Below are 20,326 nucleotides of genomic sequence, written 5' to 3'. Positions count from 1 at the left end.
CAAAGTTCCACTTTACGTGTGCAAAAAAATAACTGAAAGTTGATGTTTATTTCCTCCTATCATTTTTACGTAAAAAACATATTATTAATTCATGTTAAATAGATGTTGTAGAAAGCCTACTACTGCCACTCGCTTTTTATTACCTATAACGAAGTATCGATAATTGTTTACTTTACCGTGAGGGATATACGTTAATCGCGTTAATGGTGTACCCTTCTGAAAAAGTGCTCGCGTAATATTTTATCCTGTCGTTGTGTCGCGGCCGCCAATACGCGGACTATCACAAAACTTGTGAGCCTATATTGGTCATCTACGTAAAAAAACTCGAACCCGATCGGCGACGGCCGCAACACTTCATTACCGAATATGGTATCGGGTATCGCTTTGTTGAATAGCACTACCCTGAGCAGACTCTGGCTAATCGCTGTTTTTATCGACGGAGATCACTATCCGAGGGTAAGGAGTGTGATTAAGTGAGAGGAGAGCAGGGATGACATTTGTAATAAATATGTTAATAATCACTCCATAAATGTTTTCCCAGTAAGTTTGCCCTAACGTCTCAATGATGAGGAGCGCAACGGGCTGTCCTAATAAAAAGTCAAGTGAGCTGAAGAATGTCGAATAAACCGTTTTTTTTCCAAGAACCTTTCCCCCTATCTGAAGATAAAACTGAATATTACTTACTGAGCACTGACCATGTTTCTGTCACTGAATTTGAAGGACAATCGGTACTAAAGGTTGATCCTGCTGCGCTAACGTTACTCGCCCAACACGCTTTTCACGATGCGTCATTTTTATTACGCGCCTCACACCAGCAACAAGTTGCTGCGATCCTCGATGATCCCGATGCCAGTGAAAACGATCGCTACGTTGCGCTTCAGTTCCTGCGTAACTCTGAAATTGCGGCGCGTGGCATCTTGCCAACCTGTCAAGATACGGGAACGGCGATCATTGTTGGGAAAAAAGGGCAAGCAGTGTGGACCGGGGGCGGGGATGAAGCTGCGCTGGCACAAGGCGTCTACAACACTTATACCGAAGATAACTTACGTTACTCGCAGAATGCGCCGTTGGATATGTACAAAGAGGTCAACACCGGCACCAACCTTCCAGCTCAGATTGATTTATACAGCGTAGAGGGAGACGAGTATAAGTTTCTCTGTATGGCGAAAGGCGGAGGCTCAGCCAATAAAACCTACCTCTTTCAAGAAACCAAAGCTTTACTCTCGCCGGGAAAACTTAAAGAGTATTTAGTCGAAAAGATGCGCAGTTTAGGCACCTCTGCGTGCCCGCCGTATCATATTGCTTTTGTGATTGGAGGAACGTCTGCGGAAGCGACACTCAAAACGGTGAAATTGGCATCAGCCCACTATTACGATAACTTACCGTCGAGTGGTAACGAGCATGGACAAGCTTTCCGGGATCATCAATTAGAGCAAGAGCTGTTAGATGCAGCACAGAATTTAGGGATTGGTGCGCAATTTGGCGGTAAATATTTTGCGCATGATATTCGCGTTATTCGTTTACCCCGACACGGCGCATCCTGTCCTATCGGCATGGGCGTCTCGTGCTCGGCCGACCGCAATATCAAAGCGAAAATTAACCGTAAAGGGATTTGGATTGAGAAGCTTGAAGCTAATCCTGGTCGCTATATTCCTGAAGCGATGCGTCAACAGGGCGAAGGGGATGTGGTCAGTATCGATCTGAATCGTCCGATGACCGAAATCTTAGCACAGCTCTCACATTATCCGGTCTCTACTCGCCTATCCTTATCTGGCACCATCATCGTTGCCCGCGATATCGCGCATGCCAAATTAAAAGAGTTATTGGATAGCGGTGAACCGCTGCCGCAATATGTCAAAGACCATCCGATTTATTATGCAGGGCCAGCTAAAACACCGGAGGGGTATGCCTCAGGCTCACTAGGACCGACCACCGCCGGTCGTATGGACTCCTATGTCGATCAGCTGCAAGCGAATGGTGGCAGTATGATTATGTTAGCGAAGGGGAACCGAAGCCAACAAGTGACGGATGCGTGCCATCAACACGGCGGGTTCTATTTGGGAAGTATTGGTGGACCGGCCGCAGTACTTGCCCAACAAAGCATTACCAAATTAGAGTGTGTCGCCTATCCTGAATTAGGTATGGAAGCAATCTGGAAGATCGAGGTCACCGATTTCCCTGCTTTTATTTTAGTTGACGATAAAGGTAATGATTTCTTCCAAAACATCCAGAACAGTAAATGCCAAGGATGCGCGATAAAAGGGTAGCCCCAAAAGGCGTGTGTCGACACGCCTTCATTATGCAGAGAGAGGATAAAATGTTCAGTCACGTTATGCTAGGTTCTGATGATATCGCTGTATCGCAAAAATTTTATGACGCGTTATTCACCGTGATTGGTGCTGACGCGCAAGGTATCGATGATAAAGGACGTCTCTATTACATCAAAGGGCAGCAAATGTTCTTAGTGACGCGTCCAATCAATGGTGAGTCCGCAAGTGGAGCGAACGGTGGCACGATCGGCTGGGCGCTGCCCAACGAAGAAGCGGTCAATCAATGGCATCAAGTTGGTGCGCAGGCAGGGGGAACGGCAATCGAATCCCCTCCTGGTATAAGAACCGTGGGTGAACGTGAGCTTTACCTTGCCTATCTGCGCGATCCGTTCGGTAATAAGCTTTGCGCATTGTACAGTAAGGTATAATAACTGACCCAAGGTTGCCTTATTGTTGAGTTTCGTTCGTATTTGCTAAGGATTTACGGCTGCATATCTGACAGCCAGAGGGTATACTAGCCTTCACTTTTTTTAGCGTATCGCGTGCGGAACTCATAATGCAAAAGTTTGATACCAAAACCTTTCAAGGACTGATCCTGACATTGCAGGACTACTGGGCAAACCAGGGCTGTACTATTATCCAGCCTTTGGATATGGAAGTCGGCGCCGGCACCTCTCATCCAATGACTTGTCTGCGCGCGTTAGGGCCAGAGCCTATGGCGTCTGCCTATGTGCAACCCTCTCGTCGCCCGACTGACGGCCGCTACGGTGAAAACCCTAACCGCCTGCAACACTATTACCAATTCCAAGTGGTCATCAAACCGTCGCCTGAAAACATCCAAGAACTCTATTTAGGATCGTTAAAAGCACTCGGTCTGGACCCTACCGTACACGATATCCGTTTTGTTGAAGATAACTGGGAAAACCCAACGCTCGGTGCGTGGGGCTTAGGCTGGGAAATCTGGTTAAACGGAATGGAAGTCACACAGTTTACCTATTTCCAACAAGTAGGTGGACTCGAATGCAAGCCTGTTACCGGTGAAATTACTTACGGTTTAGAACGTCTGGCCATGTATATCCAAGGCGTTGACAGTGTTTACGACCTCGTTTGGAGTGACGGTCCGCTGGGTAAAACCACCTATGGGGATGTCTTCCATCAAAACGAAGTGGAGCAATCGACGTACAACTTCGAGTATGCCGACGTTGACTTTCTGTTCACCTGCTTTGAGCAACACGAGAAAGAAGCGCAACAGCTTCTGGCGTTAGAAACGCCGTTACCTCTCCCTGCCTATGAGCGGATCCTGAAAGCCGCACACTGCTTTAACTTGTTAGACGCCCGTAAGGCGATTTCGGTGACAGAGCGTCAACGCTACATTCTGCGTATCCGTACCCTGACAAAAGCAGTTGCTGAAGCGTATTACGCTTCTCGTGAAGCCTTGGGCTTCCCAATGTGTCATAAAACCAAATAAGGGATGGGGATGAGCGAAAATACTTTTCTGGTGGAAATTGGAACTGAAGAGTTACCACCTAAAGCGTTGCGCCAACTCGCGCAGGCCTTTGCCGATCAATTAACGCAAGAGATTGACCAAGCCGGACTTTCATATCAAACCGTAGAGTGGTATGCGACCCCTCGTCGTTTAGCCGTCAAAGTGCTGAGTCTTAGTGACAAACAAGACGATCGTATCGTTGAAAAGCGTGGTCCCGCTATCGCAGCGGCCTACGACAGCGAAGGTCAGCCGACCAAGGCCGCTGAGGGGTGGGCGCGTGGCAACGGGATCACTGTTGATCAAGCCGAGCGCCTGGCGACCGACAAAGGCGAGTGGCTGGTTTACCGTGCGCAGGTGCCGGGTGAATCCGCGGCCGCGCTATTACCGGATATGGTTGCTAAAGTCTTAGCCAAATTACCCGTACCGAAACTCATGCGTTGGGGAGCGAGTAGCGAGCAATTTGTTCGCCCAGTGCATACAGTCACCCTACTGCTAGGGGCGGAAGTCTTATCTGCGACCATTCTTGGCGTGGCGTCTGGACGAACGCTACGCGGGCACCGCTTTATGGGCGAGAGCGCTTTTGACATTGCTCATGCCGATGAGTACCCAACCATTCTTGCCGAACGTGGTAAGGTCATGGCGGATTACGCTGAGCGTAAAGCGAAGATCGAGGCCGATGCTAAGGCGGCCGCCTTGCAGGTCGGAGGTATTGCGGACCTGAGCGATAGCCTATTGGAAGAAGTTACCTCGCTTGTCGAGTGGCCCATTGTTCTGACGGCACAATTTGAAGAGAAATTCCTTACGGTGCCGAAAGAAGCCTTGGTCTACACGATGAAAGGCGATCAGAAATACTTCCCCGTCTATTCTGCACAGGGCGAGCTTTTATCTCACTTTATTTTCGTCACCAACATTGAGTCTAGCGATCCGCAGCAAATTATCTCTGGTAATGAGAAAGTGGTGCGTCCACGCTTGGCCGATGCTGAATTTTTCTTTAATGCTGACCGTAAGTTACGCTTAGAAGACCAACTTCCACGTCTCGAAACTGTGCTGTTCCAAAAACAATTGGGGACATTACGGGATAAAACTGATCGGATTCAAGCTCTTGCAGGCTGGATTGCAGGACAAATTGGAGCCGACGTCAGCCATGCGACGCGAGCAGGGTTGCTCTCTAAGTGTGATTTGATGACGAACATGGTGTGCGAGTTTACTGATACGCAAGGCATCATGGGCATGCACTATGCCCGTCACGACGGAGAAGCCGAAGACGTGGCCGTCGCGTTGAATGAACAGTATCAACCGCGTTTCGCTGGCGATGCCTTACCTTCTAGTCTTGTCGCGTGTGCGTTGGCTATCGCTGATAAAATGGATACGTTAGCGGGAATTTTCGGTATTGGTCAGCATCCAAAAGGGGATAAAGATCCCTTTGCATTGCGTCGCGCGGCGCTGGGTGTATTACGGATTATCGTCGAGAAAGATCTAAACTTAGATCTGCAGTCGCTGACCGAAGAAGCCGTGAAACTCTATGGCGATAAACTGACGAATACCGCGGTTACCACGGATGTGGTTGACTTCATGCTGGGACGTTTTAGAAGCTGGTATCTGGAAGAGGGTCATAGCGTTGATACCATCCAAGCCGTATTAGCGCGTCGTCCTACCCGCCCTGCGGATTTTGATGCGCGAATGAAGGCCGTTTCTCACTTCCGTACCTTGCCTGAAGCGGAAAGCTTAGCGGCAGCAAATAAACGTGTTTCCAATATTCTTGCTAAGTCGGATGTTGAGGTTGATACAGCAGTTCAAGCTTCTCTATTAAAAGAGAATGCTGAAATTAAACTCGCCACCTACGTCAGCGCGTTGAACAGTAAGTTACAGCCTTATTTCGAGCAAGGCCGCTACCAAGAAGCGCTAATCGACCTGGCACAACTTCGTGAAGCCGTCGATAACTTCTTCGAGCAAGTGATGGTCAATGCTGAAGACCAGGCAGTACGGGTTAACCGTCTAACCCTGTTAGTCAAATTACGTGAGTTGTTCCTACAAGTCGCGGATATTTCACTGCTTCAATAGGCATTAGACGTCTATCAATAAAGCCCGGAGAAACTCTTCGGGCTTTTTTTTTAATAGGGTAACAGCATGACAGTGAAACGCTTTTCCATCGTCGAATGGTCTGCTCAGGGGGTGAAGTATCATGACGATACCCTCGCCGAAGAAGTGGCGGTGGCCTTAGTCTATAATGGTATCTCTCATGTCGTCATGATGTGTACCCCGCAGAATTTAGAGGACTTTGCGCGGGGGTTTTCACTGTCAGAAGGGATAATCGAACGAGTCGAACAGATTTATGGTATTACCCTCTGCCCACAAGCCTTAGGGATAGAGGTGCATATTGAATTAGCCAGTGGCTGCTTTATGGCTCTAAAACAGCGTCGCCGCGCCCTGGTAGGGCGTACCGGGTGTGGCCTATGTGGAACGGAGCAGTTGGCGATGGTCGAGCATCCCCTACGGCCTCTTTCCTTTACCCAGCAGTTTGCGTTATCCCACCTCGCCTCGGCATTGGACCAACTCAAGGCGATGCAACCCATTGGCCAGCAGACCGCTTGCACCCATATTGCAGCTTGGGTTGATGGCCAAGGCCGGGTTTGCGCAGGCTATGAAGATATTGGTCGTCACGTCGCACTGGATAAATTGTTGGGTGCTCGGTCCAAAGCCGAGTGGGGAAAAGAGGGATGCGTGCTGATCTCCAGTCGAGCCAGTTACGAAATTGTACAGAAGGCAATTAGCTGTGGCGTTGAAGTGCTGTGCGCGGCTTCTGCCGCGACCCAGCGTGCCGTCGATCTGGCGCAGTCACAGGGCTTAACCCTAGTGGGCTTTAGTCGAGGACATCGAGCAATCATCTATACCCATGCTCAGAGAGTAATCAGTCAGTCCGGCGATTAACTACGATAAGCTTAGTCAAAAAAAGAGATTAGCGCGGTAGCTCGTCACCATTTGCGGTGAAATAGCACGAACATCGGTCAATATTAGCCAACTACTCGAAAACCCGCAAAACCCCTACTCAACGTAGGGCATTGTTTCTTCTTTTCCAGATCAATTATTTAACTATAATGAAAGGACAGTCTGAACAGTGTCACTCAATTGACGCTGTATGATAAACACTTAATTGGAGAGGTTGAACATGAGTTATTCACTGCCATCCCTGCCGTATGCTTATGATGCGTTGGAACCACATTTCGATAAAGAAACAATGGAAATTCATCATACTAAACATCACCAGACTTATGTAAATAACGCTAATGCTGCCCTCGAAGGGACGCCATTTGCGGATCTGCCCGTTGAAGAGCTGATCACTCAATTAGACAACGTTCCTGCTGATAAAAAGGTTGTCTTACGTAACAACGCGGGCGGTCACGCTAACCATAGCTTCTTCTGGAAAGGTTTGAAAACCGGCACCACTCTGCAAGGTGAATTAAAAGCAGCGATCGAAAAAGATTTCGGTAGCGTCGAAAAATTCCAAGAAGAATTCGAAAAAGCCGCGGCGACTCGTTTTGGTTCTGGCTGGGCATGGCTGGTTAAAAAAGGTGGCAAATTAGCGGTAGTTTCTACGGCTAACCAAGATAGCCCATTAATGGGTGAAGCAATCTCTGGCGCATCAGGCTACCCAATTGTTGGCTTAGATGTGTGGGAGCACGCTTACTACCTGAAATATCAAAATAAGCGCCCTGACTACATTAAAGCATTCTGGAATGTTGTGAACTGGGACGAAGCTGCAGCCCGTTTTGCTAACGCAAAATAACGGTAAGGTTCGATTTAACCTCATGCAGATTGAGAGATTTGCATGAGGTTTTGTATTTTTAGTTGTTATCGCATTTTATTTAGCACAAGTTTATTTAATAAGGCATAAAATCGACTCAACACACATTATTTAGTCCAGAGAGACCTATGTCTACTTCGAACGAGTCTTTGACTCATAAGCAACTACTCGTTGATTTGCTGAAGCGTAAATACAAGCCGCACCGAGCTTGGAAACGTGGGCGCTTTTATAGAAAGTTTGTTTTTCGTAGCGCTTGCGCGCCACTTGTGAGCTACCGCTATTTTTCCGCGCTAACGCGATTAAAAAATTTACCGCTTATTTTAGACACTCACGGCATCGTGCCGGCAAAAATTCATCGCCCCTATTTAATTGGCGGATTGAAAGCGTCACAACGAGCGGAGAAAATTCTTTCTCACTATCAGCGTATTGAACATCTTCACCCAAGTGAATTGAGTGCATTTTTATCAGGGCAACGGCGTGAAATCCCTCTCTTGAGCTGGTTAGGCAAAAACGATGAACCGATTACTATCTATTGCGTGCCGGCAATATTTGATCGTGAGGGCGAACTGACACTCATATTTCACTTCCGTAACGAAGCCATTACGAGTCTCAGTTTCTCCTTAGCCGATTATCAGGATAAGCCAAGTATTATCATTGCTGGCCTGCAGGGGCCAGGGCGCCATCTTGACCAGAATATTATTCGGGACGCAACCAAAGCTTGTGAAGGGATTTTTCCGAAGCGTTTGCTTGTCGAAACGCTGATGTTGATAGCAAAGGCTTGTCATCTTACCCAAATCTGCGCAGTAGGCGATGAATCTCATATCTTCGTTAAAGAGTTGCGCTACCGCTTAAGCAAGCGGGAATTGATACATGCGCGATATAACGAGTTTTGGACAACCTTAGGTGGGGAAGAGCAAGCTAATAAACTGTTCTTATTGCCTTTAACTCAACCAAGAAAAAATATTGAAGATATTGCGAGTAAAAAGCGGGCTGAATACCGTAGACGTTATCAATTGCTGGATGATTTGCAGCAGCAAATCGAGCAAAAATCTGTATGACTACGCATGAGGAGACGTCGGCGAGCGACGATCTCCTCGTGAACGCATTAAAACTTCTCGCGTGCAAAGCCTGTTACAGCTTCTAAGCCCATTTCACGGCCTAGTGCTGTCATCGGGTGAACAACGATAATCCCGCGAACACGTTTCTTCAGTGCCCCCATATCTGCTTGCTCTTTCTTGGTGATTGCCCGCTGAAAACCGAGTTTCTGTAGTTTCTGCGCTTCTTTACTCAAACTAGCGGTATGAGCTTCACGAAGACGTTGAAGTTCTTCTTCAATCGTGACTTTTTCTTTCATTAACTCGCCAAGCTTTTCCACATTACCGCTTTCTAATAGAGGCTGTGATTTGTGGTTGATGCTGTCGAGTTGATCGCTGAGACGTTTAATTTCAGCCTTGATGGGATCTTTCATAATTGGGCTCCTTTCTGCTTAGAGATAGGATACACGAAAAATGTGATGGGAGCAGCGTAGGTGGAGCAGAATCCACCTACGGAGAACGCTTTATTACTGGAGTAAACCTTTAGCTTGGCTTAAAGAGTTAGCATGGCTGCTAATATTGCCGACTAAGGTGTTGTATTGATTGACTTGATCTTGGGTAGGGAATTGCACTGCATTGTTATTGAAGCTCAGACGAGAGTCTTGTGCTTGTAAAAAGTCAGCAGTGTCCAATACCGCCTGGGTTAATGCTTGCAGCTCCGGTAAAATCGGCTGTAAGTTATCCGCTGGGGTGGTTACCGTCTTTTTATACGCGTCTTCATACACTTTTTGTAGATCTTCTGGCAGTTTTAACGAGCTTTTACTGCTATCGGCTAAGTTACGCGCATTTTGTACTTGTTGAGAGACGACATTGAGCGCACCACCTGCCTGACGTAACGCATCACGCTGGGCTAGGTAATCCTGTGGAGTGTGAATTATGGAAAGTTGATCAGTGACTGGGCGGATACCATCGTTTAACGCGCGAGTAAGCTGTTGTGAGAACCCATAAAGGATGGCATAGTCGCCCACATAATTACCGAACGATTTCTTTTGGTTCTCGCTGAGTGCTGGTAATTGCGTTCCGCTACGCATAACCGTATTTTGTAAGAAATCACTAAATGCTTTACGTTGGTCCGCATCTTTATCGCCACACGCAGTGAGTTGACACATCACCATCAGTAACGCAATTAACCCACCTACTTTTTTCATCATTTGTGAAAGTCCTGATGCCATTGATTACAACTCCTGTATTAAATCGGTTTGCAGCCTATGAGATATCTCAAGCGCGTGATCAGTAGAATAGAGCAAACAGCGTCCAACGCCAACGGGGCAATACGAAAATTACGCTAAAAAGTAGGGGGTAAAGATGAGGTGTCGCGTTAAAGTTACGTCGCCGTATTCCCCCGCTAACCTAAGAAAATAGCAGTCGCTTAATCTTAATTTGTGACTTTTTCTTATTTTTTTGTGCTTTTTTTCTTTTTTTTCGAACTCATTTTTATTCTAATACTCTCAGTCTTGTCCTGATAGATGGCATATTTTTTTACAAGTTGGGTGTAATGATAAAAGTTCGTACATTGAGTCAAACTCAAGTATCTCTCTTTCTCGCGATATATGTGGGATGGTTTCTAAACAGTGTAATCTTTTACAGACATATCAAATTAGCGTTTCAGCAACCCTCTATGCTGACTTGGTGTTCCATTCTCGCCGAGTTTCTGGCGACTTTCTTCGCGACTTTTCTGCTCTTACGTTTGACCTCGTTGGGAGGAAGGTGGTGTTTTAAAATACTCTCCTCCATTATTGCCCTGGTCTCTGTTGCCAGTGCCTACTATATGTTTATGTTCAATGTCATTATTGGTTACGGGATTATCGCTTCGGTACTCACCACGACTGATACAGACTTAACAACTGAAGTTGTCGGCGTATGGTTTTATCTTTGGTTGATTCTTTTAGGCTTACCACCACTGTTTTTAATCTGGGTAAACCAGTGCCGTGCAAGTTTGGCGGTACAGTCACGTCAGGTGAAATCAGCACTAGTAAGTTGGGGGACGTTATGCTTAGCGGTGGCGTTAGCCTGGTTACCCATCCGAACTCTCGATAAAGCCTATAAAGTGCAAGAACATCAAACGAATCGTGATATGCCAAGTTATGGGGGCACTGTCGCCCATACCTATCTGCCTGCAAACTGGTTATCTTCATTGGGTATTTTTGCATGGTCACGATTAAACGAAGATGTTTTTTCTGAGGAACTTCTCGACCCCGCTGAGCGTTTTCATTACAGCGCCCCTAAAAGTCTTGATGATACCTACGTAGTGTTCGTCATCGGTGAGACCACTCGCTGGGACCATATGGGGATTTTTGGTTACGGCCGTGATACCACGCCAAATTTAGCAAAAGAGCCTAATTTAGCGGCGTTTAGAGGTGAGTCTTGCGATACAGCAACGAAGTTGTCGTTACGTTGTATGTTTGTACGTGAGGGCGGGGCAGCCAATGACCCAGGCCGTACCCTTAAAGAGGAAAATGTCTTCTCAGTCCTACGCGAGCTAGGGTTTACCTCAGAGCTGTATGCGATGCAGGGTGAAGTCTGGTTCTACAGTAAGACTGATGCCAACAATATCGAGTTCCGTGAACAAATTGGCTCAGAACCTGAAAACCGCGGTAAAACTGTGGATGATATGTTGCTGGTCCCTAAAGTTGCCCAATCAGTCAGTCATTTTCCAAAAGGAAAGCACCTGATCATCTTACATACTAAAGGGTCTCATTATTTATATTCGCAGCGTTATCCGAGAAGTTTTGCCCAATACACACCAGAGTGTATTGGCAGTAACGATTTCTGCTCTAAAGACCAATTGATCAACGCGTATGATAACTCCGTGAGATATGTCGACCACACTCTAGCGGCGATTTACGATCAGCTGCGCGATAAGAAAGCGATAGTATTTTATGTAGCGGATCATGGTGAGTCGATCAGTGACAATATGCATTTCCATGGCACACCCCGAGAGATGGCTCCTCCCGAGCAATTCCGCGTGCCGATGATTGTCTGGGCCTCTACACCTTTCTTGGCAGATAGCGATAATAAACAGCGCTTTAGCTTGCTACAACAGCAGGCTAAAGCCGGTGTTATGCATAAACACACTGAAATCTTCGACTCGTTAATGGGATGCTTAGGCTACCATTCTGACGATGGTGGGATTGAAGCAAAAAATAATTGGTGTGACCGTGCAACCTCCGATGCGGCGATTAAGGCCGCGACTGCACAGCATTAAGGCTTGCTGGGTTTTTAGGCACTCGCAACCGAGGGGCTTAAAAAGCGGTTGACGTTGAGCGGGGAGCGCAGTAATATGCGCCCCCATCGGCGAGTAGCGCAGCTTGGTAGCGCAACTGGTTTGGGACCAGTGGGTCGGAGGTTCGAATCCTCTCTCGCCGACCAAATTTAAGAAACCTGAACATTCTGTTCAGGTTTTTTTTTGTCTGTAAATAGTCACGTTACCACATCCTTCAATCAACTCAATTTGGTTAATCTCTAGTCGTCTCCACCTCATCGATAGAATTTTTTGTTATAAAAGCTTTAAACTGAATAATCGCCAATTTTGAGATAGGTAAGCTGGTATTTATTCATAATGAGGTTAATGCTACTCAAGTGGTGTTATATATAAGCGAAACCCACTATCTTTTCGGCCAAATCTGGGCTTCTAACGATAGAAGATATATTGACTTCCTCCCCTCTCTTTCATCACATTGAGCTACTCAGCCACCATTTGGCTGATGGCATCTCACTCGTTGAGCCTGCGCAATAATAAAAATAATTTATCAAGCAGAACTTCTTGCTGACTTATGCACACAACATTTATGATCCATGGAGTGACAATGAAAAAGACTCGGTCTCATCTTCGTAAGTTATCCACACTCAGTATGTTAACCGGCGCGCTAATGGTGAGTGGAGGAGTCAGTGCCAAAACCTTGGTTTATTGCTCAGAAGCCTCACCCGAAGGATTTAACCCCCAATTATTCACCAGTGGAACCACTTACGATGCGAGTTCTGTTCCTCTGTATAACCGCTTAGTCGACTTTAAAGTGGGCACCACTGAGCTCCAACCTTCGCTAGCTGAACGTTGGGAAGTCAGCACGGACGGTAAAACCTATACTTTCCACCTTCGTCCAGGAGTTAAGTGGCAAACGACTAAAGATTTTACGCCTAGTCGCACTCTGAACGCCGACGATGTTGTGTTCTCATTCGAGCGGCAGCTGGATAAAAATAATCCGTACCACAATGTTTCGGGTGGCAGCTACGAATACTTTGAAGGTATGGATATGCCTAAATTAATCAAAAGTGTTGAAAAAGTGGATGATTTAACGGTAAAAATAACGCTAAATCGCCCAGAATCCCCTTTCTTAGCCGATTTAGGAATGGATTTTGCTTCTATCCTGTCAAAAGAGTACGCGGATGCAATGCTAAAAGCTGGGACGCCACAGAAAGTGGATCTTAATCCGGTAGGGACAGGGCCATTTGTTTTACAACAGTATCAAAAAGACTCCCGCATTCTGTATAAAGCAAACCCAAGCTATTGGGGACCTCATCCTAAAATTGAACGTTTAGTTTTCTCTATTACGCCAGATGCCTCAGTACGGTATGCAAAATTACAGAAAGGCGAATGCCAAGTGATGGCTTTCCCTAATCCTGCCGATCTGGCCAGTATGAAGCAAAATAAAGCGATTAATTTGTTGCAGCAGCCGGGATTAAATGTCGGTTATCTCTCTTTTAATACGGAGAAAAAACCGCTGGATAACGTGCAAGTTCGCCAAGCATTAAATTATGCGGTAAATAAAGAAGCAATTATTAAAGCGGTTTACCAAGGGGCTGGCGAGGCAGCTAAGAACTTAATTCCACCGACTATGTGGGGATACAATCCTACAATCAAAGATTATGGATATGATCCTGAAAAAGCGAAAGCGCTTCTCAAAGCGGCGGGCTTAGAAAAAGGATTTACCATTGATCTCTGGGCAATGCCCGTGCAGCGTCCTTATAACCCGAATGCAAGACGTATGGCGGAGATGATTCAAGCTGACTGGGCAAAAGTTGGGGTGAAAGCCAACATTGTGACCTATGAATGGGGAGAATATCTCAAGAGAGCCAAGGCTGGAGAACATCAAACCGTCATGATGGGCTGGACGGGAGATAATGGGGATCCGGATAATTTCTTCGCAACCTTATTCAGCTGTGCGGCGGCGAAGGATGGGTCAAATTACTCACGTTGGTGTTATAAGCCTTTCGAAGATCAGATTCAGCCAGCGCGCTCAGAAAGCGATCATCAAAAGCGAATTGCTTACTACCAACAGGCGCAAGTCATTATGCATGATCAAGCTCCTGCCATTATTATTGCCCACTCAACGGTGTATGAGCCAGTCAGTAATAAAGTGATTGGCTATCGTGTTGATCCTCTCGGTAAACATCACTTCGAAGAAGTCGATCTAAAAGATTAATCATCCTGCACCTGGCAACCTTATGTCAGGTGCATCTCTCGACCACTATCTGTTTTTGAGCAAGATGAGCGATAACCCAACGTGACGATTGGGAATTGAACGAGATTTCAAATGCTGCAATTTATATTTCGACGATTGGGGTTGGTTATTCCTACCTTTATCGGTATTACCTTACTGACGTTTGCTTTTGTGCATCTTATTCCCGGTGATCCGATCATGATCATGGCTGGCGAGCGGGGAATTTCTCCAGAACGTCATGCCTTATTAATGCATCAATTCGGCCTAGACCTTCCGATATGGAAACAATATTTTATTTATATCCAAGGGGTACTGCATGGGGATTTAGGTATATCGTTGAGTAGCCGCACGCCTGTATGGAATGAGTTTGTTCCCCGGTTCCAAGCAACCTTAGAACTCGGTATCTGCGCGATGCTATTTGCGATTGTCGTCGGTATTCCAGTGGGAATCATTGCTGCGGTGAAGCGCGGGTCTATTTTCGATCACACTGCCGTTAGTATCTCTTTAGCGGGTTATTCCATGCCGATTTTTTGGTGGGGAATAATGTTAATTATGTTTGTGTCGGTAAAGCTTAATCTTCTGCCCGTCTCGGGCCGTATTAGCGATGTTGTCTTTTTGGATGATAGTAAACCACTGACCGGCTTCATGTTGGTTGATACCTTACTATGGGGTGAACCAGGGGACTTCAAAGACGCTATCCAACATTTAATCTTACCAGCCATTGTGCTAGGAACCATCCCTCTCGCCGTAATAGTGCGTATGACCCGTAGCGCCATGTTAGAGGTATTGGGTGAGGACTATATCCGCACGGCGAGGGCCAAAGGTTTGACGCCGTTTCGCGTGATTTTAGTTCATGCATTGCGCAATGCGATGTTACCCGTTATCACCATTATCGGTTTACAAGTGGGTTCCTTATTGGCGGGAGCAATTCTGACCGAAACTATTTTCTCATGGCCAGGATTAGGCCGTTGGCTGATTGAGGCCCTACAACGCCGAGATTATCCGGTCGTTCAGGGAGGGGTATTGTTGATCGCAATATTAATTATCGTAGTGAATTTTATTGTCGATATTTTATATGGGGTGGTTAATCCCCGTATTAGACATAAGAAATAGGGGGCATTTATGTCTATTCAAGATACTCGCAGTAAAATAATGCCGTCTAAGCCTCTGACCCCTCTTCAGGAGTTTCGTGTTTATTTCTGCCAAAACCGCGGGGCAGTGGTCGGCGCAATATTTATCGGCATCATGCTAGTAGTGGCGGTATTTGCCAATTTTCTTGCACCTCATGGTCCTGCTGAACAATTTCGTGATGCACTCTTGCATCCACCCGTTTGGCAAGAGGGGGGGACGTGGAAGTTTATCTTAGGAACCGATGATGTCGGACGCGATATTCTTAGCCGGCTTATGTATGGCGCACGTTTGTCCTTATTAGTGGGCTGCCTTGTCGTCGTACTCTCTCTTTTATTTGGTGTGGTATTTGGCTTGATAGCAGGCTATTTTGGTGGCGCGGTCGATGCGGCGATTATGCGTATCGTCGATATCATGTTGGCGTTGCCCAGTTTGCTACTCGCCTTAGTATTAGTGGCGATTTTTGGTCCGTCGATTTGGAATGCTTCTCTAGCATTAACCTTCGTTGCGTTACCCCATTATATTCGATTGACGCGTTCGGCAGTATTAGTCGAATCTCAGCGAGACTACGTCATCGCCTCAAGGGTTGCGGGGGCGAGTGCCAGTCGTCAAATGTTTATTAATATTCTCCCCAACTGCTTAGCGCCACTGATTGTGCAAGCCTCCTTGGGGTTTTCAAACGCGATATTAGATATGGCGGCATTAGGCTTTCTCGGTATGGGGGCGCAACCCCCTACACCAGAATGGGGAACGATGCTTTCAGATGTGTTGCAGTATGCGGCCAGCGCTTGGTGGGTCGTGACGTTCCCGGGTATTGTCATTCTCCTGACTGTCCTTGCGTTCAATTTGGTGGGTGATGGTTTACGTGACGCCCTTGATCCAAAACTTAAACAATAAGAGGCATCGACATGGCATTATTAAACGTAAATAAGCTATCGGTGCAGTTTGGCGATCCCCTTTCTCCATTCAAAGCCGTAGACCGTATTAGCTACAGCATTCACGCCGGGCAAGTCGTTGGTATTGTTGGGGAGTCTGGGTCAGGGAAATCTGTCAGCTCACTTGCTATCATGGGATTAATTGATTTTCCGGGTAAAGTCATCGCGGAAGATCTTCATTTTGCTGAGAGTGATCTACAGCAAATCTCGGCTAAGCAGCGTCGTAAGATCGTAGGGTCAGATATCGCGATGATCTTCCAAGACCCAATGACGAGCTTGAATCCCTGTTTTACCGTCGGCTATCAAATAATGGAAGCCATTAAGGTCCATCAAGGTGGCAGTCGTCGAACAAGACGGCAACAGGCGATAACATTGCTAGAGCGCGTTGGAATTCCTGATCCAGCCTCACGAATGAACGTGTACCCCCATCAGCTTTCGGGAGGGATGAGCCAGCGAATTATGATCGCGATGGCGATCGCGTGTAAGCCAAAATTATTAATTGCGGATGAGCCAACGACAGCGCTTGATGTCACCATCCAAGCACAAATTATCGAGCTACTGCTAGCGTTGCAGCAGCAAGAGGATATGGCGCTGATTCTCATCACACATGATTTAGCGTTAGTCGCTCAGTCGGCCCATCAAATCATTGTTATGTATGCCGGACAAGTCGTGGAAATCGGTCAGGCCTCGGAAATCTTTTCTACCCCACGTCATCCGTATACCCAAGCGCTCCTCAACGCTTTACCTGAGTTTTCGACGGATAAAGCGAAGTTAGCTTCATTACCGGGTGTGGTACCGGGGAAATACGACCGACCAGCAGGCTGTCTATTAAGCCCTCGTTGTCCCTACGTAACAGAGACTTGTCGCCAGCAAGAACCGGATATTGTTGAGTTTGAAGGCCGGCAAGTGAAATGTCATTACCCGTTGAATGCTTCAGGGAGACCAAGCTATGACGCATAACCTTGAACAGCCGTTGCTAATTGATGCAAGGGATCTTAAAAAGCATTATTCAGTCAAGAAAGGCTTATGGGGCAAAACTGCCAACGTTAAAGCGCTGGATGGTATTACCTTTACCCTCGCGCGAGGGAAAACATTAGCAGTGGTAGGCGAGTCAGGATGCGGAAAGTCTACACTTGGGCGTTTGCTGACAATGATTGAAACACCTACCGCGGGCGAGCTTTATTGGAATGGAAAGAATTTGCTTGAAGCGGACCGACAAGCAGAAGCCCTTCGTCGAAAAAAAATCCAGATTATTTTCCAAAACCCTTATGCTTCTCTCAATCCACGTAAGAAGATCAGTCAAATTTTAGAAGAACCCTTAATTATTAATACCGATCTATCCAAAGTGCAGCGTCGCGAAAAAGTTTTGGCGATTATGAGTAGGGTAGGACTTAAAGCGGAGCATTATGATCGCTATCCACATATGTTTTCGGGTGGGCAGCGGCAACGTATCGCGATTGCCCGGGGATTAATGTTAAACCCTGAGGTTCTCATTGCAGATGAACCTGTTTCGGCGTTGGACGTTTCGGTGAGAGCGCAAGTGCTTAACCTAATGATGGAGCTGCAACAGGAACTCGGATTATCCTATGTGTTTATTTCTCATGACCTGTCTGTGGTCGAACATATCGCCGATGAGGTGATGGTCATGTACTTAGGACGTTGTGTTGAAAAGGGCACCAAGCAGGCAATATTCAACCAACCTAAACACCCCTATACTCAAGCATTACTCTCAGCAACGCCGCGGTTGAACAGTCAGACTAAGCAAGAACGTATCAAGCTTAGTGGAGAGTTACCCAGCCCGTTAAACCCACCAATGGGCTGTGCTTTCGCTGCGCGTTGTCGTTATAAAATGCCGAAGTGTGAGCAAGCATCGCCGCCTCTGACGTCATACAATGGTCAACAAGTGGCCTGCTTTTACGTACAGCAAGCTGAGACGTGAATATAAGGATTAACCATAAAGCAAGGATGCTGGTTTATCGCTTATCATTTAAAAAAATTTAATCAAAATATCCAGATTAATGGATAATTCCTGACAATTAAGGTAAAAGGCTGAGATATACTCAATATCGAAAAATTTCTGCAATTTGAGAAGGACGGCTATCCATTGCGCGTGCATCGCTCACTGACAATTAAACAAATGGCGACAGTTTCCTCTGTTGTCATTGTGGTTGTCTGTATTTTTACCCTTATTCAGCTCTTTCATTTTGTTGGCCAGCGTCGTATTGAATACGCACAACAAATGGAAAATATTGCACATACAATTCGTCAACCTTTGTCGGATGCTGTCTTGCGTGGAAATATCGAAGATGCTCAACGCTTACTAAACTCGCTTAAACCAGCGGGTGTTTTGGGAAAAGCCGAAATTACACTTCCCGATGGCTTTCAGGCACTGCAGGTCGATTTTACCGATTACGATACTGTCCCCGAAGTGATTGCGCGGCTTTTTAATCTGCCGGTAATTATTTCGCTGCCACTCTATTCCCCTGAGCACACCGTGATGCCTAAACCTCTGGCTTCCTTAGTGCTTGAGGCTGACTCGACTCGGGTCTATCAGTTTATTCGTTCAACGATTGGCACAATGGTGGTGACCTATCTGTTGCTGGCACTCGTGCTCTCTATATCAATTAGTTGGTTTATTAACCGCTTAGTGGTCTATCCATTACGTCATGTTGCGCGTTCTTTACAAAGCCTGCCTTATTGCGGGGCGGATGTCGAAGTCCCCCTGCCAGAAGGACACCGAGGTGATGAAATTGGTGTGCTGGTTCGCGGTATCAACCATCGCCAGCGGATGAGCGGCACAATCTATGAGCAGCTAGAACAGGCAACCACGCACGATGCGTTAACTAAGCTACCCTCGCAGGCCTTGTTATTAGGCATCATGGAACAACACATGGCTTCGCAATCAAGCCATGTGGCATTGATGGCTGTAAAAGTTGCGCCGCTGGATAGTCTGTTGGGATCTGAACACCAACGTGAAGTAAAACGGCTCTTCGCCAAGAAAATTAGCCAACTGGTGCACGACGATATTTTGGTTGGCCAACTCGCGGATAATCAGTTCATTCTCTTTTTCAAATATGCCCCAACGCCCATCGCCTTGATGGGATATGCCGAGGCTTATATTGAAGCACTGATTGAGCCCTTTCATATTGAAAATCTTTATTTACAGGCGCAGGCTCATATCGGTATTGCTTACACAACGCCCGAGGAGATGAGCGCAGAGTCGTTACTAGAATCCGGCGTGGCAGCCATGCAAAGCGCGGTCGCGAAAGGGGCAAATCAGGCACTCTTTTTTGATCAGGAAATGACCGAGAATTCACACAAACGCTTGGTACAGATAAAAGAGATTTTGAAGGGGATTCAGCAGAAACAGTATGCGCTGTTTCTTCAACCGCAAATTGATATGCAAACGGGCAAACTCAGTGGTGCCGAAGCCTTATTACGCGTTTGTCGCGACGATGGCCGTTACTCACTTCCTGAAAACTTTATCACTACAGCCGAAGAGATTGGGGCGATGCCGGAAATCGGACGCTGGGTCTTCCAAGAAGCCTGCCGTATGTTGGCCAGTTGGCAAGAAAAAGGGATTACTCTTCCTCTAAGCGTGAACCTTTCTGCGGCGCAGCTACGAGATAGCTCCACGGTCGAGTTTTTAAAGCAACTCCTGACGGAATACCATATCCAACCAGGGACCTTAGTTCTTGAACTGACGGAAACGGCACAGATTACCAACACTGCATGGGTAATGAAAGTGTTGCGTCCCATTGAGCAAGCAGGGGTATCAATGGTACTCGACGATTTTGGGATGGGTTACTCAAATCTGCATTACCTTCACCAATTCCGATCGTTGCCCGTGCGTCGGATTAAACTGGATCGCAGCTTCGTCTCGGAACTGCCGGTTGACGATAAAATGGTACGGGTGATTGCCGCAATATCAGACATTATCAACGTCGATGTCGTCGCCGAAGGGGTAGAAACCGAAGCACAACGTGATTGGTTACTCGAGCGTGGTATTCGTATCGCACAGGGATACCTCTATTCTCCCGCACTTCCGGAAGCTGAATTTGCGCAACATTGGCTATCCTGATGTTTGATACTTGGCGATAGACGTTTTTTTGTCCGCTTTTGCAGTTTTTTCGTTAAAAGATGTTTATTGCGACGCATGAGGCTTGCCCTCAT

General features: G+C 46.7%; 16 protein-coding genes, 1 tRNA gene and 1 pseudogene. 16 read left to right on the top strand and 2 right to left on the bottom strand.

What is annotated here, in order from left to right:
• Nucleotides 1-298: 298 nt before the first annotated feature.
• From MKR94_RS17170 to MKR94_RS08100, 8 genes and pseudogenes are all read left to right on the top strand, one after another.
• Nucleotides 299-395: pseudogene (locus MKR94_RS17170) on the top strand (winged helix-turn-helix domain-containing protein); the annotation flags it as partial.
• A gap of 219 nt (nucleotides 396-614) precedes the next feature.
• Entirely contained in the window at nucleotides 615-2,267 is a 1,653-nt protein-coding gene (gene fumA / locus MKR94_RS08130; RefSeq protein WP_241646461.1) for a class I fumarate hydratase FumA, read from the top strand.
• A gap of 50 nt (nucleotides 2,268-2,317) precedes the next feature.
• On the top strand, nucleotides 2,318-2,698 hold the full coding sequence (locus MKR94_RS08125; RefSeq protein WP_241646460.1) for a VOC family protein: 381 nt from the start codon (nucleotides 2,318-2,320) through the stop codon (nucleotides 2,696-2,698).
• Nucleotides 2,699-2,826: 128 nt separating this feature from the next.
• Complete coding sequence (gene glyQ, locus MKR94_RS08120) at nucleotides 2,827-3,738, top strand: glycine--tRNA ligase subunit alpha (RefSeq protein ID WP_048911162.1); 912 nt, start codon at nucleotides 2,827-2,829, stop codon at nucleotides 3,736-3,738.
• Nucleotides 3,739-3,747: 9 nt separating this feature from the next.
• Complete coding sequence (glyS, locus tag MKR94_RS08115; RefSeq protein ID WP_241646459.1) at nucleotides 3,748-5,817, top strand: glycine--tRNA ligase subunit beta; 2,070 nt, start codon at nucleotides 3,748-3,750, stop codon at nucleotides 5,815-5,817.
• 66 nt (nucleotides 5,818-5,883) lie between these two features.
• Nucleotides 5,884-6,684, top strand: a complete 801-nt coding sequence (gene fdhD / locus MKR94_RS08110; protein ID WP_241646458.1) for a formate dehydrogenase accessory sulfurtransferase FdhD — start codon at nucleotides 5,884-5,886, stop codon at nucleotides 6,682-6,684.
• Between the two features lie 238 nt (nucleotides 6,685-6,922).
• Nucleotides 6,923-7,540 carry a superoxide dismutase [Mn] gene (gene sodA / locus MKR94_RS08105; protein ID WP_241646457.1) on the top strand — a complete coding sequence of 206 codons (618 nt, stop codon included), beginning with the start codon at nucleotides 6,923-6,925 and terminating at the stop codon, nucleotides 7,538-7,540.
• A gap of 146 nt (nucleotides 7,541-7,686) precedes the next feature.
• Nucleotides 7,687-8,616 (top strand): VirK/YbjX family protein, encoded by a 930-nt coding sequence (locus MKR94_RS08100; RefSeq protein WP_241646456.1) that lies wholly within the window; start codon nucleotides 7,687-7,689, stop codon nucleotides 8,614-8,616.
• A 47-nt stretch (nucleotides 8,617-8,663) separates the two neighbouring features.
• On the opposite strand, the gene MKR94_RS08095 is transcribed toward MKR94_RS08100, so the two are convergent.
• Both MKR94_RS08095 and MKR94_RS08090 read right to left on the bottom strand, forming a co-directional pair.
• Nucleotides 8,664-9,026, bottom strand: coding sequence for a YibL family ribosome-associated protein (locus tag MKR94_RS08095; protein WP_048911168.1), 363 nt, complete (start codon nucleotides 9,024-9,026; stop codon nucleotides 8,664-8,666).
• A 93-nt stretch (nucleotides 9,027-9,119) separates the two neighbouring features.
• Nucleotides 9,120-9,824 (bottom strand): DUF3053 domain-containing protein, encoded by a 705-nt coding sequence (locus tag MKR94_RS08090; RefSeq protein ID WP_241646455.1) that lies wholly within the window; start codon nucleotides 9,822-9,824, stop codon nucleotides 9,120-9,122.
• A gap of 323 nt (nucleotides 9,825-10,147) precedes the next feature.
• Between MKR94_RS08090 and eptB the strand changes: the two genes are divergently transcribed.
• The 8 genes from eptB (at nucleotide 10,148) to MKR94_RS08050 (ending at nucleotide 20,234) form a co-directional block, all read left to right on the top strand.
• A complete protein-coding gene (gene eptB / locus MKR94_RS08085) occupies nucleotides 10,148-11,857 on the top strand; it encodes a kdo(2)-lipid A phosphoethanolamine 7''-transferase (protein ID WP_241646454.1) in 1,710 nt (569 codons plus the stop codon).
• Nucleotides 11,858-11,944: 87 nt separating this feature from the next.
• A tRNA-Pro gene (locus MKR94_RS08080) sits at nucleotides 11,945-12,021 on the top strand.
• 437 nt (nucleotides 12,022-12,458) lie between these two features.
• Entirely contained in the window at nucleotides 12,459-14,072 is a 1,614-nt protein-coding gene (dppA, locus tag MKR94_RS08075) for a dipeptide ABC transporter periplasmic-binding protein DppA (protein ID WP_338328015.1), read from the top strand.
• Between the two features lie 111 nt (nucleotides 14,073-14,183).
• Nucleotides 14,184-15,203 (top strand): dipeptide ABC transporter permease DppB, encoded by a 1,020-nt coding sequence (gene dppB / locus MKR94_RS08070; protein ID WP_241646453.1) that lies wholly within the window; start codon nucleotides 14,184-14,186, stop codon nucleotides 15,201-15,203.
• Between the two features lie 9 nt (nucleotides 15,204-15,212).
• The gene (dppC, locus tag MKR94_RS08065; protein WP_241646452.1) at nucleotides 15,213-16,115 is read left to right on the top strand and encodes a dipeptide ABC transporter permease DppC; all 903 of its coding nucleotides are present in this window, start codon (nucleotides 15,213-15,215) and stop codon (nucleotides 16,113-16,115) included.
• Between the two features lie 11 nt (nucleotides 16,116-16,126).
• Entirely contained in the window at nucleotides 16,127-17,113 is a 987-nt protein-coding gene (dppD, locus tag MKR94_RS08060; protein ID WP_241646451.1) for a dipeptide ABC transporter ATP-binding protein, read from the top strand.
• Nucleotides 17,103-18,092, top strand: coding sequence for a peptide ABC transporter ATP-binding protein (locus MKR94_RS08055; RefSeq protein ID WP_241646450.1), 990 nt, complete (start codon nucleotides 17,103-17,105; stop codon nucleotides 18,090-18,092). The genes dppD and MKR94_RS08055 overlap by 11 nt, the downstream gene beginning before the upstream one ends.
• A gap of 198 nt (nucleotides 18,093-18,290) precedes the next feature.
• Nucleotides 18,291-20,234: an EAL domain-containing protein gene (locus MKR94_RS08050; RefSeq protein WP_241646449.1), complete on the top strand. Its 1,944-nt coding sequence runs from the start codon at nucleotides 18,291-18,293 to the stop codon at nucleotides 20,232-20,234.
• Nucleotides 20,235-20,326 lie beyond the last annotated feature (92 nt).

Source organism: Rosenbergiella metrosideri (genome assembly GCF_022602565.1).
Classification (GTDB): Bacteria; Pseudomonadota; Gammaproteobacteria; order Enterobacterales; family Enterobacteriaceae; genus Rosenbergiella; species Rosenbergiella metrosideri.
This window is presented reverse-complemented; position numbering and strand designations above follow the sequence as displayed.

Bases quoted from the DNA above. Each gene is read 5' to 3' on its own strand.
- fumA (WP_241646461.1), top strand. From the start codon at position 615: ATGTCGAATAAACCGTTTTTTTTCCAAGAACCTTTCCCCCTATCTGAA.
- MKR94_RS08125 (WP_241646460.1), top strand. From the start codon at position 2,318: ATGTTCAGTCACGTTATGCTAGGTTCTGATGATATCGCTGTATCGCAA.
- glyQ (WP_048911162.1), top strand. From the start codon at position 2,827: ATGCAAAAGTTTGATACCAAAACCTTTCAAGGACTGATCCTGACATTG.
- glyS (WP_241646459.1), top strand. From the start codon at position 3,748: ATGAGCGAAAATACTTTTCTGGTGGAAATTGGAACTGAAGAGTTACCA.
- fdhD (WP_241646458.1), top strand. From the start codon at position 5,884: ATGACAGTGAAACGCTTTTCCATCGTCGAATGGTCTGCTCAGGGGGTG.
- sodA (WP_241646457.1), top strand. From the start codon at position 6,923: ATGAGTTATTCACTGCCATCCCTGCCGTATGCTTATGATGCGTTGGAA.
- MKR94_RS08100 (WP_241646456.1), top strand. From the start codon at position 7,687: ATGTCTACTTCGAACGAGTCTTTGACTCATAAGCAACTACTCGTTGAT.
- MKR94_RS08095 (WP_048911168.1), bottom strand. From the start codon at position 9,026: ATGAAAGATCCCATCAAGGCTGAAATTAAACGTCTCAGCGATCAACTC.
- MKR94_RS08090 (WP_241646455.1), bottom strand. From the start codon at position 9,824: ATGGCATCAGGACTTTCACAAATGATGAAAAAAGTAGGTGGGTTAATT.
- eptB (WP_241646454.1), top strand. From the start codon at position 10,148: ATGATAAAAGTTCGTACATTGAGTCAAACTCAAGTATCTCTCTTTCTC.
- dppA (WP_338328015.1), top strand. From the start codon at position 12,459: ATGAAAAAGACTCGGTCTCATCTTCGTAAGTTATCCACACTCAGTATG.
- dppB (WP_241646453.1), top strand. From the start codon at position 14,184: ATGCTGCAATTTATATTTCGACGATTGGGGTTGGTTATTCCTACCTTT.
- dppC (WP_241646452.1), top strand. From the start codon at position 15,213: ATGTCTATTCAAGATACTCGCAGTAAAATAATGCCGTCTAAGCCTCTG.
- dppD (WP_241646451.1), top strand. From the start codon at position 16,127: ATGGCATTATTAAACGTAAATAAGCTATCGGTGCAGTTTGGCGATCCC.
- MKR94_RS08055 (WP_241646450.1), top strand. From the start codon at position 17,103: ATGACGCATAACCTTGAACAGCCGTTGCTAATTGATGCAAGGGATCTT.
- MKR94_RS08050 (WP_241646449.1), top strand. From the start codon at position 18,291: ATGGCGACAGTTTCCTCTGTTGTCATTGTGGTTGTCTGTATTTTTACC.